Consider the following 14,784-nt stretch of genomic DNA (forward strand, 5'->3'; position numbering starts at 1 on the left):
ATAAATTATGGCTGATGAAATTGCAGCACTTTTTGCTTCAGCAGGAATTACAAATGAAATTTTCTTAGTTTTCGTTGTAATTGCAATTGTTGTTGTAGGTGCAATAGTCGTAATCATTACATCTAGACCAATATTGGATATTTATCCTTATCTTAATCCAAGTGCAAGAGTACGTGCAAGAAAAGGAAGATTATTTGATGAAAAACAAATTTCTGAAATAGTTGAAACCAACGATATTCATGAATTTGAAAATTATCTCAAAGGAATTCCTGATTATGCTGATGTATTGGAAAATTATCCTGTTGATAAAGCATTAGATATTCAATGTGCTGATACCTATGACTTCGCAGCAAGAATAGTTCCTAAGGAAATTAAAAGTTGTTTTGTTGTATTATCTAAAAAAACTGATATTGACAACATTAAAAGTCTTTTAACTGCTAAGGAAGCTGGTCTTACTAACGAAGAAACCGAAGAGTTATTAATTCCACGTGGATCTTCATATGAAATTTTAGAATCATTAGTTGATGCTGATGATGTTGCAGGTATAGTCACAGGTTTAGATAGTACTGAATTTGGTGCTGTATTAGAAGATGCTCTTCCAAAATACGAAGAAACAGGTATGATTCTTGCATTAGAATCTGCATTAGATAAATATTATTTAGAAAGTTTATTACGTTCTTCCGATGTTCCTGCAGATGAAAACAGACAAATTTTATTTTCATATGTTGGGACTCAAGTTGATATAGCTAATCTTAAATTAATTATAAGGGCTAAAGAAGATAATTTATCTTATGATGATATTGCTCCTTATATGTTAGAAGATGGTTACCAATTACGTGAATGGAAACTTAAAGACTTAATGGAAGCTCAAGATGTTTCAAATGTAATTTCTGGTTTGGAAGGAACTAAATATGCAGAAGCATTAACTGAAGCTATGACCAGATACAATGAAACTGGTGCAGTTTCAGTATTTGAAAATGCTTTAGATACATTCTTAGTTGAAACTATTAAATCTTTATCAACTAAAAAACCATTAGGTATTGGTCCAATTATTGGTTATGTAAGTCAAAAAGAAACTGAAATTAAAAATTTAAAAATTATTGCAAGAGCAAAAAGAGAAGCTGGATTCCCTAACTCTAAAATTATGGAGATGTTAATATGAGTTCTGTAGCGATTATTGGAGATATTGATATTGTATCAGGTTTTAGACTTGGTGGAGTTAAAAGAGCAGAAGTAGCTAATTCTGCTGAAGAAGCTATTGCAGCTTTTGACAAAATTTTAGATGAAGAAATTTCAATTATAATTATTACCCAAGTATTAGCTAATGAAATTAGAGATCATATTAATAGAAAAATTGGTTCTAGTGTATTGCCAATGATAATTGAGATACCTGATAAAGACGGGTCCTCTGAAGGATCATCTGATCAAATGGCAGATCTCATCAAAAGAGTTATTGGGGTAGAGATGGTTAAATGATTATCGAAGGAAAAATTATTAAAATTGCTGGGCCTGTTATTATCGCAGATGGTATGAGAGGAGCTCAGATGTATGAAATGGTTAGAGTAGGTGAACAAAAGCTCATTGGGGAAATTATTGAGCTCGAAGGAGACACCGCTACCATTCAAGTATATGAAGAAACAGCTGGTATTCAACCAGGTGAAGTAGTTGAAAGTACTGGAGGTCCATTGTCTGTAGAACTTGGTCCTGGTGTAATGGGTTCCATTTTTGATGGTATTCAAAGGCCTTTAGAACTCATCAGAGAAGAATCTGGTGATTTCATTGCTAGGGGAGTAGATGCAGAATCTATCAGTAAAGAGAAAAAATGGACATTTAAACCAGTAGCTAAAGTTGGAGACAAAGTTAAAGGCGGAGATGTTCTTGGTGAAGTACAAGAAACTTCTGCAGTTTTACAAAAAATCTTAGTTCCTCCAATGATTGAAGGTGAATTAACAAGTATTGCTTCTGAAGGTGAATACACTGTATTAGAAGACATTGCTGAAGTTGCAACTGATAAAGGAGACGAAAAAATTCAAATGCTCCAAAAATGGCCTGTAAGGAAAGGACGTCCATATGTAGATAAATTAGATCCTGATGTACCTCTTGTAACTGGTCAAAGAGCACAAGATACTTTCTTCTCTGTAGCTAAAGGAGGAGCAGCAGCTATTCCTGGTCCTTTCGGATCTGGTAAAACTGTTACCCAACAGCAATTAGCTAAATGGGCAGATGCAGATATTGTTATTTATATTGGATGTGGAGAACGTGGTAACGAAATGACTGAAGTACTTACCGAATTCCCATACCTTGATGACCCTAAAACTGGAAACCCATTAATGGATAGGACTGTTCTTATTGCAAACACTTCAAACATGCCGGTAGCAGCTCGTGAAGCATGTGTATATACTGGTATTACTATTGCAGAATATTATCGTGACCAAGGTTACGATGTAGCACTTATGGCTGATTCAACCTCAAGATGGGCTGAAGCTATGAGGGAGATTTCCGGAAGACTTGAAGAAATGCCTGGGGAAGAAGGTTACCCTGCATACTTAGCATCCAGACTTGCTCAATTCTACGAAAGAGCAGGAAGAGTAAACACTATTGGTACTACTTCTGATGTAGCTTCCATTACTGTTGTTGGTGCTGTATCACCTCCTGGTGGGGACTTATCTGAACCTGTTACTCAAAACACCTTACGTATCTGTAAAGTATTTTGGGCTTTAGATGCATCTCTTGCAGATAAACGTCACTTCCCTTCAATTGACTGGTTACAAAGTTATTCCTTATATGTAGACAGTATTGAAGGCTGGTGGGCTGAAAATGTAGCTGCTGATTGGAGAGAAACTCGTGATCAAGCTATGATTTTATTACAAAAAGAAGCAGAACTTCAAGAAATTGTGCAATTGGTTGGTCCTGATGCATTACCTGAAGCTGATCAAGCTACTTTAGAAACTACTCGTATGTTAAGAGAAGATTTCTTACAACAAAATGCATTTGATGACATTGATACATATTGTCCACCTGTCAAACAATACAATATGTTAAAAACTATTTTATTATTCCATAAAGAAGCTCTTGCAGCTGTTGGCAGGGGAGTTCCTATTCAAAACATAGTAGCATTACCTGTTAAAGAAGAAATTGGTAAAATGAAATACATTCCACAAGATGAATTTGCAGCTAAATGTGAAGAAATTCAAGCAGCTATTACTAAACAATGCAGTGAGGCTTAAATATGAACACAAATATTAAAACAAGAGAATATACTACAATCTCCGAAGTCTCAGGTCCTTTAATGGTTGTTGAAGGTGTAGAAGGCGTAGGTTACAACGAAATTGTAGATATCGAAACACCTAATGGTGAAAAAAGAAGTGGACAAGTTCTTGAAGTAACTGATGATGTTGCAGTTATTCAAGTGTTCGAAGGAACAACTGACTTAAACACTAAAAATACTAAAGCTAGATTCACCGGTCAAACTGCTAAAATTGGTGTATCTAGAGATATGATGGGTCGTATGTTCAATGGTATCGGTAAACCTATTGACGGCGGACCAGAAATAATTCCTGATGAAGAATTAGATATTAATGGAAGTCCAATGAACCCTGCTTCTCGTGAATTCCCTGAAGAATTCATTCAAACTGGTATCTCTACCATTGACGGTATGAACACTTTAGTAAGAGGTCAAAAACTTCCTATTTTCTCAGGTTCTGGTTTACCTCACAACGAATTAGCAGCTCAAATCGCAAGACAAGCTAAAGTACTTGGGGACGATGCAGAGTTTGCAGTAATATTCGCTGCTATGGGTATTACTCACGAAGAAGCTAACTTCTTTATGAGAGATTTCGAACGTACTGGTGCTCTTGAAAAAGTAACTGTATTCATGAACTTAGCTGATGACCCAGCTATTGAAAGAATTTTAACTCCTAAAATGGCTTTAACTACTGCAGAATATTTCGCATTTACTTTAGGTATGCAAGTATTAGTAATCTTAACTGATATGACTAACTACTGTGAAGCATTAAGGGAAATTTCCGCAGCTAGGGATGAAGTACCTGGAAGAAGAGGATATCCTGGATACATGTACACTGATTTAGCTAACATATATGAAAGAGCAGGACGTATTGATGGTAAAGAAGGTTCTATTACTCAAATGCCTATCTTAGTTATGCCTCAAGACGATATTACTCACCCAATTCCAGATTTAACTGGTTATATTACTGAAGGACAAATTGTATTAAGTAGGGAACTCAGTAGGAAAGGTATTTATCCTCCTGTAGATGTGCTTCCATCACTTTCTCGTTTAATGAGTGGTGGTATTGGTGGAGACAAAACTCGTGATGATCACAGTGGTGTATCTGACCAACTTTACTCTGCATATGCAAGTGGTCGTGAATTAAGAGACTTAGTTGCTGTTGTAGGGGAAGAAGCTCTTACTGAAAGGGATCAAAAATTCTTAGAATTTGCTGAAGAATTTGAAAGTAAATTCATTACTCAAAGTAAAGACGAAGATAGGTCTATTATTGAAACCTTAGATCTTGGTTGGGACTTACTTAAAATCTTACCTAAATCTGAACTTAAACGTGTTAAAGAAGAATTTATTGAACAATACCTTCCAAAAGAATAAGCTCATTCATATAACGGGTGATTAAATGGCACAAGATATTATAGATGGAATAAATCCAACAAGGATGGAATTATTATCTCTTAAAAATAGAACTAAACTCGCTGTTAAAGGGCATGGTTTACTCAAAGAGAAAAGGGATGCTTTAATCAAAGAGTTTTTTGATATTTTGGATCGTGTCAAAGGTGTTCGTGAAGCTGCTGAAAAAAGCTTAAAAGAAGCTAATGAAGCTTTACTTGAAGCTCAAATAGCTATGGGTGACTTAGCTGTTAGAAAAGCATCTTTATCAGTTAAAGAATCTATTGATGTAGATATTAAATCTAGAAGTGTTATGGGTGTATCAGTTCCTATAACTAATGTTAAAATGGAAGAAAGGTCCATTATTGACAGAGGTTACAGCTTTGCTGATACTACTATACAATTAGATGAAGCTGCTAAAAAATTTGAGGAATCTGTTAAATTCTTAATTGAACTTGGTGAAGTAGAAAAAACCATTTTCTTACTTGCTGAAGAGATTGAGGCTACTAAACGTAGAGTAAATGCTTTAGAGCATATTATGATTCCAAGATTCGAAAACACTGAAAAATATATTGATATGAGACTCCAGGAAATGGAAAGGGAAAACTTCGTTAGATTGAAAATGATTAGGTCTACTATCGAGAAGAAAGATAATGGAGCTAAAGAAGCAGCTGCTGAAGAAGTAGCACTGAAGTAGAAGCTTAAGTTTTACTTAACTTCTTCATTTTCTATCTATTTTTTATTTATTTCAATTTTTAAAGTTTATTAATTTATTATTTATTAAAACAGGTTATTTTTATCAGTTATTGTAAAAATTTTTATTTACTGGAAAATTCTAGAAAGAGGTGTATTTATGCAACGTAACCCTGTAGACCAATTTTTAAAGGACCCTGACAATAAAGCGAAATTATTTATTTGGTTAACTAGATCTATGATACTGGTAACGTTTATGATAACTATAGGTACAATTATATTTATTTTACACTTACTTGGGCTTTTTTAGCTAGTTTATTTACAATTTGGCTAGCTAGTTCTACTTTTTCATATAATTTATCAAAATCTTTATCTTTATCTATTATTGTAAGTAATGGCTCATCTTTTCGGGTAATTGATTCCAGATGGGGCATATCATAAATATTATTTAAATTTATTTTTTTATACCTCATTGTCTGTGGAGAATATATTATTTTTTTATAGCTGTAATATTCGGGATTATCAACTGATATTATTTCATTTTGACAAGCTTTAATATGTGCTTCAAGCATATTGATTCCTAAGGCTTGTTGGACACATTCAAATGTTCCCTGAATTCTAGGATTTATTTCAATTACATATAATCCATTTTTATTTAAAATATAATCCACACCATTTGATCCGATTAATTTAAATTTTTTAATTAATTTTTCAGAGCTGTCTTCCATTTTTCTATTTATATCATCAATATTTTTTATAGGTGTCAATATTGATTTTTCAGTTAATGGAAGAATATTGCCCACATATTTGAACTGACTGTTTTTTTCAAAATCATGCTGTGTTAGCAATCTTGAATTTATAATGTTTTTAGCTTCGTTTTTACTGGCCAATACAGATGAACTTAAATTTATTCCTTCAATATATTCCTGAACAATCAGTTTTTCATTGATGTTTAATTGAAGTTGTGATGGATTATTTAATAAGTTTGTATTATATCCTCCAGATCCTTTAAGAGGTTTTACAATATATTGTACTTTAGGATTATTTTTTTGAATTTCAATAGCTTCATCTACATCATTTACATAAAAAGTTTCAGGGGTTAAAAATTCATTTTTAATTTCTTTATAGAATTTGTACTTATCTTCAACTTTGCAGATGTCTTTATTTCCTAAAATCTTTTTTTGATGTTTTTTTTCAAAATCATTTGGTGAAATTCCGGAAATTGGAATGATATAGTCTACTTCGTCAAGATAATCTTTAGAAACATTTAAAATATTTTCACTGTTAAATTGATCTTCAAAAACACCGCAATCCGAATTTTTACTTTCATCCAATATTATTTTTTGGTTTTTTATTAATGGAACATCTGATGTTGAGAAATAGCTGGTTGAATAAATAGTATAATTTAATTTTAATCCACTTTCAATCATACTACGAGTATTTATTCCGATAAGAAGTAATTTTTCCATAGAATATCAGGTAAAAAAAGTTTTTTAAAAATAGTCCCGAGCGGAGTCGAACCGCCGTCTCCGGGTCCAAAGCCTAGAAGGATTACCACTACCCTACGGGACTATACATTTGTTCGTACTAGTAGTACAACATTCTATATTTATTTGATAAGTAGTATATAAATATATCGATTTATTCTAAATTTTTATAAAATAAACATTTTTCATGCCAACAACAGTCTTCACATACATCCTTGACACTATTTTTGCTGTTAAAAATATGTTTAGTTTCATTAAATAAATTTAATGCATCATATTCTTTGCTATTATCTATTTTTGATAGGATTTCGTTATCCATCTTTATAATGTCTGCATTCTGTTTTTCATTTCCGCAAAGATTATTTTTTAAATTTGGACAGCATCTGCAGATATCATCAGCTTTATTTGTAATAGAAACAGTTGTATTTTCAGATTTTCTTAGGTTGTTGATATAACTCATATTTTTAACAAATTTATCATCATATCCATAACCCTGAAATCCCTGAAGACATAATAAGTGATGTCCTCTTAATGTAAGTTTCATAATATCAATAAATAAAAAAAAGAAAAGGTTAAAAAACCTTATTTATTCTTTTGGTAAAAATACTTTAGATACAGATGCTGCACTTAATATTTTTACAATATCTCCAGCAATAAATGGAACAAGTCCCATAATTAACAATTCAGAAATTGAGAGCATTGCACCTTGAGTCATATAAGCCCATAGAGCTAATCCAGCAAGTCCTGGAATGTAAATTATTGCGAAGTTAGCTATTCCAATAACTGTTGCCATTTTAGTGAAGTTACGTGCATCTGCATATTTGTCAGTTATAGCACCAATAAAGTAAGATGCAAGAATAAATCCTATAAAGTATCCGCAATTGGATCCAAGAAGTACATCTATTCCACCACTCATATTAGCAAACCATGGTACACAAGCTACACCAAGAACAATGTATAAAACTTGGCTTAAACATCCATATCTTTTACCAAGTATTAATCCAGAGCATAACACTGCAAATGTTTGTGCAGTTATTGGTACTGGAGTCCATGGGAGTGGAATAATAATTTGAGCCATTAAACCTGTAAAACAAGCCATTAAAAATGACATTAATATTTTAGCAAGAGTACTAGATTCACGTATTCCCTGGAATATGCTTTTTCTAGCAGTATAATAATTATTCATATTCATAGTATTTTCTCCCTGATTTTTAAATCATAATACTTTAATATATTTATCATTTTTACTATTTAATTTTTTGTACAATTATTTATATAAAAAATAGATAATTAGTTATTGATATGTTGATTGTAAATTTGGGTTGTAGATAAATTGCTGTGTCCAAGTATTTCCTGGATTATTTTGATATTTACTCCTTGTTCAAGTAAATGTGTTGCATAGGAATGACGTAAAATGTGTGGGGTTATTTTCTTTTTGATTCCGCTTTCATTTCCATATTTTTTTATCATTAGCTGAACATATCTTGGAGTTAACTGATTTCCACTTTTATTAACTACTAAATACTTACTTTTTTGAGTTCTTTTTTTTAAATATTTTTGTATTAACTGGTTGGATGATTTATCAAGTAAAATAACGCGGCTATTGTTTCTACTTACAATGGATAATTGTTTTTCTTCAAAATTCACATCATCTATAGTTAGGTTTATAAGTTCAGAAACACGCAGTCCGGAAGAATATAATAATGTTACTATTAATTTATCGCGTATTTTAGTAATGACACGAAAATCAGAATCCGAATTTTCATCCCATGTAATGCTGTCTAATAGTTGTTTTACTTCTTTTTGCGTTAAAAAATTTGGTGAAGGTTTAGTTCTTTTTGGAATTGCAATTGAATCTAAAAAATGGATATTGTTAAATTCAAGGAATTTTTTAATAACTACTGTAACTAAGTATATGTAATTTTGACTAACATTTTTCACTTGTTTTAAATGGATTATATAACCGTTAAAGAATTTTATGAATTCTTTTTCATTATAAATAGCTATTTGATTTTTTAAGTAAGTGGTAAACTTATGTATTATTGATGAATAGGTTTTAATAGTGTTTTGTGAATAATTATTGTCTTTTAAAGAAGTTATATAATTTTCTTTTATTTTATTAAAATTATAAACATCGAGAATATTGATTTTATTCCCGTTTTTGTCTATAATTTCATTTTTAAAATCATATGTTTCCATTAGGACACCTTATTAATCCATAGTTATTATTTTTAAGTCACCTGGTTTTTTAACTATGTTCATGGATTTAAATGCAACTAATCTTTTTATTCCTTTTAATGAAGCAACATCAACAAGTCTTTGACTTATAATTCCATCAAAAATAACAGTATCAGCAGTATTTTCTATATTTTTAATTTCTTCATAAATGTTTTCGACTTCTACTTCCTGTGTCATGTTTAAAGCTTCATCTAAGATAGCTCCGCAGCCACTACCTTCAAATTCTTTTAACATATCTTTCATTAATTTTGTTTCATCATCTTCAACTGGAATTTCTTCAATTTCCACTTCTTTAACTTTAGGTTCATATTGTTGTTTATTATTTGAATGTTTATTATTGTGTTTGTTGTTATGTTTTTTAGAAGTGGTTTTGTTGTTAGATTCACTTAATATATTGTGATTAGCTAAAAATTGTGCTGTAGGAACTTTATCTCTTAGAGCGATTAATACTTCGTCTTTTTCAAGGTCTTCAACTTCTTTACCTTTAGGAGCACGAGTAATATAATCAACATCTCCTATTTGTAAAAGCTCTTTTAAAATAAGTTCTCCGCCACGATCACCATCTACAAATGCAGTTGTTGTTCTTTTTTTACTTAAATTCCCTATAGATTGTGGGACACTAACTCCTTCAACAGCTACAGTATTTTTGATACCATATTTAAGTAAATTCAATACATCGCTACGACCTTCCACTACGATAATTGCATCAGAAGTGTGTATGCTTGGACCTGCAGGTAATCTGTCTTCACCATATTCTGAGATTTCATGAACACGCATTGCTTCTCTTACTTCTTCAATCATTCTCATACTAGCTGGACTAGCACTTTCAATCATGTTTTTGTAGATTTCTTTTGCACGATTTACAACTTGTTCTCTTTTAACAGCTCTTACATCTTCCACTTTAACTGTGTGAATTTCTGCTTCACATGGTCCAACACGATTAATTGTTTCAAGTGATGCTGCAAGAATGGCAGTTTCAACTCTGTCTAAGCTAGATGGGATTACAATTTCTCCTTTAGCTCTCCCACCATTGGAATGAATCATTACTTGGATTCTACCAATTCTTCCAGTTCTTTGAAGTTCTCTTAAATCTAAATCATTACTTAATAATCCTTCTGTTTGTCCAAATACTGCACCGACTACATCTGGTTTTTCTACAATCCCATTTGCATTAATTTGTGCATGAATTAAGTATTTTGTTGTAGTTAATTCTTCTCCTTTTCCCATTCTTAAGCCTCCTTTTATTTTTATTGGCTTATTTTTTCATCTTTCTAAAAATTGGGTATTTTAAGAAATAATCATTGATAAACATATCTGATATCTTTTAATTAAAATATCTTCCATACACTAAAAAGAGTTAAAATCTACTGAGCATATTACTAATTTCATTTATAGCTTATAATTGCCATTTTTCTTTATTTTTTAAGATTATATTTAGTTAGTAATATTAATTGCTCCTGTTTTGTTTTTAAATTGAATAATAATTAAGTTGTAATAATGAATGTAAATAAACTCTTTAAGTATAATTGTGAGTATTTTTTATACTTCATTAAATATTTTGAAAATACTAATATATATAATTAGTTAGTCATGTCAAAATTTTTGAAAAATCTTTTTTAATTGGTTTTTACATATTATATTATAATAATTTAATTAAGAGAAGTGATTTGATGTCAATAACACCAAGTGATTTATTACACCATAAAAAAGACTTAAATAAAAAAATTGATGTGGAAGATATAGATTTAAGCGAAATATCTATTGATGATTTAGTTTTCAATAAAAAAAATTATAAGAATTATATTAACTTGATGTCTTTACTTGATTGTGTTTCTACTTGCCAAATTTCTGATGCATATAATGAAATTTCAAGAAGATCAGGTGTTATCAGAGAGTTAAAACCTATTAATAAATTAAAGGTTTGGGGTAGAATTACTACTTGTAAAACTAATAGTGATGATTGGGGAACTTCTGCATTGGCTATTGATGAAGCTAATGATGGTGATGTATTATTTATCAAAACCAATAATTCGAATATGTCTGTGTGGGGAGAATTAGCTTCTACTTGTGCTAAAGCTAATGGTGTTAAAGCAACTATAATTTACGGATCTGTCAGGGATTTGGATGCTCTTTATTATATGGATTATCCTATTTTCGCCTGTGATTATGCTCCAAATGCAGGTAGTGCTTTAGGTTTAGGCAAAATTAATGTAGATGTTTCTGTTGGGGATATGACTATTCGGCCAGGTGATTTTTTCTATGGTGATGAAACAGGAGTGGTTATCATTCCTCAATCTTTGTTTAAAAAGGTCATGAATCAAACGTTGGCTATTAAAATAAAAGAATTAGGTATTATTGATGCTATCAATAATGGCAAAACTTTGTCTCAAGCAGCTGGGTTAAAATAGTGTTTAGGACAATTAAATAGTAAAACATTTAAATAGCAAAATTTATTGATATATAAATATATCGGTACATTTATATAGTATGACATTCATATTTAGTAATTGATACAGATTATTTTATGATTGATTTTTTATGAAAGTTTTAGGAAATAGTTTGCATATTGCAAATTCTGGAAAATTAATAGCTAGATCATCTAAAACACCTAGTCCTGGTGGCATTGTTTTTAATAGCGATAAAACTAAAATAGGCAAGGTTAGCTATGTTTTTGGACCTACTAAAAATCCATACGTTTCAATTAAATTATTTAAATCTGTTAATTTAGATAAAATCAAGAGAAACTATGGCGAAAAACTATTTGTATCAAGACCAAAATCTAAGAAACCTAGGAAGAGGAGGGTGAAAACACGAAACAAAAAGTAAACGAAATCCCTAAAAAGGTTGGACATAAAAGAACAGAAAAAGAAATCATGCAAGGTGATGTCTATGATAAAGATAAACAGACTGTATGTCCAGAATGTGGTTCCACAGAATTAATTGGTGATTATGAAAGAGCAGAAGTAGTTTGTGCTCACTGTGGATTAGTTATTGATGAAAATCTTGTGGATATGGGTCCTGAATGGAGGGCTTTTGATCACGAACAAAGAGATAAACGTACTAGGGTTGGAGCTCCAATCACTTACACCATTCACGATAAAGGTTTAAGTACTATGATTGATTGGAGGAATAAAGACATTTATGGTCGCGATATTCCTGCAAGAAATAGGGCACAATGGTATAGATTAAGGAAATGGCAAAGAAAAATTAGGATTTCTGGTGCTACAGAACGTAACTTGGCATTTGCATTAAGTGAGTTAGACAGAGATTCTTCAAGATTAGGTCTTCCAAGAAGTGTGAGGGAAGCTGCATCTGTAGTATACAGAAGTGCAGTAGATAACAAACTTATTCGTGGAAGAAGTATTGAAGGAGTAGTTGCTGCTTCTTTATATGCTGCTTGTAGACGTTGTAATGTTCCCCGTACTTTAGATGAAATAGCTGAAGTTTCAAGAGTTACTAAAAAAGAAGTAGGTAGGACTTATAGGTTCCTTACAAGAGAATTAAACATTAAATTACCGCCAACTTCTCCAGTAGATTATGTGCCTAGATTTGCTAGTGAATTAGGTTTATCTGGTGAAGCACAATCCAGAGCTATTGAAATTATTGAAAAAGCAATGGAAAAAGGTTTAACTTCTGGTAGAGGGCCAACTGGTGTAGCTGCGGCTGCATTGTATATTGCATCTGTTTTATTAGGTGAAAGAAAAACTCAAAGAGATGTAGCAGATATTGCAGGTGTTACTGAAGTAACTATAAGAAACAGGTATAAAGAATTAACAGAACAACTTGAAATGGGTGTAACTTTATAAACACTCCATTTTAACTTTTTTTACTATATTTTTCAATACGATATATTAATTCGTTAACAATTCCATCGTTATTTGTTTTTTTAACTTTAGCTAGTTTTTCCTGATATTTAGGGAGCCTTTTTAAGAATTTTTCCACTTTTTTAGGACTCATCTCTTCATGATATTCACCATAGCCTAATTTCTGAACATAAAATCCGTTTAATGTTTGTTCAAAGTTTCCAATAGCTGGAACGCTGTATATTGGTTTTTTAAGAGATATGGCTTCTGATATAAATGTAAATCCACCATTACATATTACTGCCTTTGCACTAGCTAAATCATTGTAGAATTCATTTTCGTTAAATAATTTGTAGGTTAAATTTTCATCTACTTCATCTTTATTAAATCCGTATACAATAAATTTTTCATTTAAAGATTTTAATTGTTCAACCAGTTTCACACTTTCTTTACTTGTTTGATAAACAATAATGTGATCTTCAATTGTAGGTTCCAGTTTTAAGATATCTTCACGAATCACTGGTGGATAGAGCACTGCCCTTTTTTTAGGTTTGATTTTCGGATAAAAGAAGCTGGTTAAAATATGTATTTTCGGTTTTATTACATATGACTTTATTACGCCTTTTGCTTTTAGCATTTCTCCCTGATGCTTTGGAGGATAATCAATTGCAGTTTGGGTAATCATATGAATATTATCCAGACTTATTAATGGGATGCTGAGAAGTTTGGAAACCATTGTAGCATAGATTTCAAAATCGGTAACAATAACATCGGGAGATAATTTTCTTGCTTTTTTATATAATTCTTCATATCCTTCTTTAATGTTTAGAGGGTTACGTTTGAGAGCGTTGATTAATGTTTTTGTATTGCTGACTTTGTTATTTATATAAACGGTGTTGAATCCGCCGATTTTATAGACATTGTCAAATTTTTCATTTAAATATTTGTAAGCACGGTCACTGCTGAAAATGTAAACGTCATATTTGTCTTTTATACGGTCGATTATTACGCTGCTGCGAATAGCATGACCCATTCCCTCTCCACAGATACAATAAAAGATTACTTTTTTATCCCTGATTTTTGTTTTTTTGACTTTTTTAAGATAGACTTTTGCAGTGTTTATTTTTTGTTTGGATTCATCATAACTGTTTTTTAATTGGTCTAATTTTTCAGATTCCAGAGCAATTTTATCTAATTTATGTTTGCTTACATATTCTTTTCCATGATCAAAACCATAATTCAAATCTGAAGCTTCTGTTCTAATGCCTAAAAAGTCATTTACAGTACTTTTACCGTATTGCTTAGCTAGTGTTGCCAGACCCTCTTCTTCAAGCCTTCTTGTAGAAACTCCAATTTTAGCATTTCTCAGTACTTTAAATCTTTCTTTTTTAGCTAATCTTTCAATGTATTCAGTATCTTCACCAAAAGTTAATTCTTCATTAAATCCACCGCAGCATTCATGTAATTCTCTTTTAGCTATTATGCCATAACATCCGGCACCATGTGGCTTTATTTTTTCAACGCTGATCATAAATAAATTAGCCAAATCATGTAAAACTTTATCTTCTGTTTTTTTAGAAAGGGGCTTCATTTGTGTAATTGCAATACCTAATCGTTCCATTTTAAATTCATAGATAACTTTTGCAAGATAATCTTCAGTAAGTTTTAAATCAGAGTCTAAAAATAGTAAGTAATCGCCTTTAGCTACTTTTGCACCATTATTTCTACCTACTGCAGGCATACCTCCTTCAACAACAATACATCCGTATTCTTCAGCTATTTTTATAGTATTGTCTTTAGAGTCAGCATCAGCAACAATTATTTCATAATCACTAAAATCCTGCTGTTTAATACTTTCCAGAAGTACTGGAAGGTATTCTTCTTCATTATATGTAGGTATAATAATGCTTAAAATCATATGTTAATATTA

General features: G+C 31.3%; 14 protein-coding genes and 1 tRNA gene. 8 read left to right on the forward strand and 7 right to left on the reverse strand.

Annotation, left to right across the window (positions count from 1 at the left end; translation table 11 throughout):
* Positions 1-7 precede the first annotated feature (7 nt).
* The 5 genes from ACMC9J_RS07065 to ACMC9J_RS07085 are packed head-to-tail and all read left to right on the forward strand — an operon-like array spanning position 8 to position 5,330.
* Positions 8-1,162, forward strand: coding sequence for a V-type ATP synthase subunit C (locus ACMC9J_RS07065; protein WP_427003132.1), 1,155 nt, complete (start codon positions 8-10; stop codon positions 1,160-1,162).
* A complete protein-coding gene (locus ACMC9J_RS07070) occupies positions 1,159-1,476 on the forward strand; it encodes a V-type ATP synthase subunit F (RefSeq protein ID WP_427003133.1) in 318 nt (105 codons plus the stop codon). Before ACMC9J_RS07065 ends, ACMC9J_RS07070 begins: the two co-directional genes overlap by 4 nt.
* Complete coding sequence (locus tag ACMC9J_RS07075) at positions 1,473-3,227, forward strand: ATP synthase subunit A (protein WP_004032183.1); 1,755 nt, start codon at positions 1,473-1,475, stop codon at positions 3,225-3,227. Before ACMC9J_RS07070 ends, ACMC9J_RS07075 begins: the two co-directional genes overlap by 4 nt.
* A 2-nt stretch (positions 3,228-3,229) precedes the next feature.
* On the forward strand, positions 3,230-4,618 hold the full coding sequence (locus ACMC9J_RS07080; protein WP_427003134.1) for a V-type ATP synthase subunit B: 1,389 nt from the start codon (positions 3,230-3,232) through the stop codon (positions 4,616-4,618).
* 25 nt (positions 4,619-4,643) lie between these two features.
* A complete protein-coding gene (locus ACMC9J_RS07085) occupies positions 4,644-5,330 on the forward strand; it encodes a V-type ATP synthase subunit D (protein ID WP_427003135.1) in 687 nt (228 codons plus the stop codon).
* Positions 5,331-5,607: 277 nt separating this feature from the next.
* Here ACMC9J_RS07085 and ACMC9J_RS07090 read toward each other — a convergent pair whose 3' ends face one another.
* From ACMC9J_RS07090 to dnaG, 6 genes are all read right to left on the reverse strand, one after another.
* Positions 5,608-6,795 carry an ATP-grasp domain-containing protein gene (locus ACMC9J_RS07090; RefSeq protein WP_427003136.1) on the reverse strand — a complete coding sequence of 396 codons (1,188 nt, stop codon included), beginning with the start codon at positions 6,793-6,795 and terminating at the stop codon, positions 5,608-5,610.
* Between the two features lie 31 nt (positions 6,796-6,826).
* Positions 6,827-6,898 (reverse strand) — tRNA-Gln (locus ACMC9J_RS07095).
* A gap of 69 nt (positions 6,899-6,967) precedes the next feature.
* On the reverse strand, positions 6,968-7,357 hold the full coding sequence (locus tag ACMC9J_RS07100) for a DUF1284 domain-containing protein (protein ID WP_427003137.1): 390 nt from the start codon (positions 7,355-7,357) through the stop codon (positions 6,968-6,970).
* A gap of 42 nt (positions 7,358-7,399) precedes the next feature.
* Complete coding sequence (locus ACMC9J_RS07105) at positions 7,400-8,005, reverse strand: biotin transporter BioY (protein ID WP_019264314.1); 606 nt, start codon at positions 8,003-8,005, stop codon at positions 7,400-7,402.
* Between the two features lie 98 nt (positions 8,006-8,103).
* Positions 8,104-9,012: a site-specific tyrosine recombinase/integron integrase gene (xerA, locus tag ACMC9J_RS07110; RefSeq protein WP_019264313.1), complete on the reverse strand. Its 909-nt coding sequence runs from the start codon at positions 9,010-9,012 to the stop codon at positions 8,104-8,106.
* Between the two features lie 12 nt (positions 9,013-9,024).
* A complete protein-coding gene (dnaG, locus tag ACMC9J_RS07115) occupies positions 9,025-10,278 on the reverse strand; it encodes a DNA primase DnaG (RefSeq protein WP_019264312.1) in 1,254 nt (417 codons plus the stop codon).
* A gap of 443 nt (positions 10,279-10,721) precedes the next feature.
* Here dnaG and ACMC9J_RS07120 point away from each other — a divergent pair, with 443 nt between their 5' ends.
* From ACMC9J_RS07120 to ACMC9J_RS07130, 3 genes are all read left to right on the forward strand, one after another.
* Positions 10,722-11,459, forward strand: coding sequence for an RraA family protein (locus ACMC9J_RS07120; protein WP_019268374.1), 738 nt, complete (start codon positions 10,722-10,724; stop codon positions 11,457-11,459).
* 130 nt (positions 11,460-11,589) lie between these two features.
* On the forward strand, positions 11,590-11,877 hold the full coding sequence (locus tag ACMC9J_RS07125) for a Gar1/Naf1 family protein (protein WP_019264311.1): 288 nt from the start codon (positions 11,590-11,592) through the stop codon (positions 11,875-11,877).
* 47 nt (positions 11,878-11,924) lie between these two features.
* Positions 11,925-12,857 carry a transcription initiation factor IIB gene (locus tag ACMC9J_RS07130; protein WP_004032173.1) on the forward strand — a complete coding sequence of 311 codons (933 nt, stop codon included), beginning with the start codon at positions 11,925-11,927 and terminating at the stop codon, positions 12,855-12,857.
* 10 nt (positions 12,858-12,867) lie between these two features.
* Here the strand turns inward: ACMC9J_RS07130 and ACMC9J_RS07135 are convergent, their stop codons facing one another.
* Positions 12,868-14,772 carry an MJ1255/VC2487 family glycosyltransferase gene (locus ACMC9J_RS07135; protein ID WP_427003138.1) on the reverse strand — a complete coding sequence of 635 codons (1,905 nt, stop codon included), beginning with the start codon at positions 14,770-14,772 and terminating at the stop codon, positions 12,868-12,870.
* Between the last annotated feature and the right edge of the window lie 12 nt (positions 14,773-14,784).

The organism is Methanobrevibacter intestini, assembly GCF_047402955.1.
GTDB classification, from domain to species: domain Archaea; phylum Methanobacteriota; class Methanobacteria; order Methanobacteriales; family Methanobacteriaceae; genus Methanocatella; species Methanocatella intestini.

Coding starts and splice junctions, on each gene's coding strand:
- ACMC9J_RS07125 (WP_019264311.1), top strand. CDS start 11,590: ATGAAAGTTTTAGGAAATAGTTTGCATATTGCAAATTCTGGAAAATTA.
- dnaG (WP_019264312.1), bottom strand. CDS start 10,278: ATGGGAAAAGGAGAAGAATTAACTACAACAAAATACTTAATTCATGCA.
- ACMC9J_RS07100 (WP_427003137.1), bottom strand. CDS start 7,357: ATGAAACTTACATTAAGAGGACATCACTTATTATGTCTTCAGGGATTT.
- xerA (WP_019264313.1), bottom strand. CDS start 9,012: ATGGAAACATATGATTTTAAAAATGAAATTATAGACAAAAACGGGAAT.
- ACMC9J_RS07070 (WP_427003133.1), top strand. CDS start 1,159: ATGAGTTCTGTAGCGATTATTGGAGATATTGATATTGTATCAGGTTTT.
- ACMC9J_RS07105 (WP_019264314.1), bottom strand. CDS start 8,005: ATGAATATGAATAATTATTATACTGCTAGAAAAAGCATATTCCAGGGA.
- ACMC9J_RS07080 (WP_427003134.1), top strand. CDS start 3,230: ATGAACACAAATATTAAAACAAGAGAATATACTACAATCTCCGAAGTC.
- ACMC9J_RS07120 (WP_019268374.1), top strand. CDS start 10,722: ATGTCAATAACACCAAGTGATTTATTACACCATAAAAAAGACTTAAAT.
- ACMC9J_RS07090 (WP_427003136.1), bottom strand. CDS start 6,795: ATGGAAAAATTACTTCTTATCGGAATAAATACTCGTAGTATGATTGAA.
- ACMC9J_RS07075 (WP_004032183.1), top strand. CDS start 1,473: ATGATTATCGAAGGAAAAATTATTAAAATTGCTGGGCCTGTTATTATC.
- ACMC9J_RS07065 (WP_427003132.1), top strand. CDS start 8: ATGGCTGATGAAATTGCAGCACTTTTTGCTTCAGCAGGAATTACAAAT.
- ACMC9J_RS07085 (WP_427003135.1), top strand. CDS start 4,644: ATGGCACAAGATATTATAGATGGAATAAATCCAACAAGGATGGAATTA.
- ACMC9J_RS07135 (WP_427003138.1), bottom strand. CDS start 14,772: ATGATTTTAAGCATTATTATACCTACATATAATGAAGAAGAATACCTT.
- ACMC9J_RS07130 (WP_004032173.1), top strand. CDS start 11,925: ATGCAAGGTGATGTCTATGATAAAGATAAACAGACTGTATGTCCAGAA.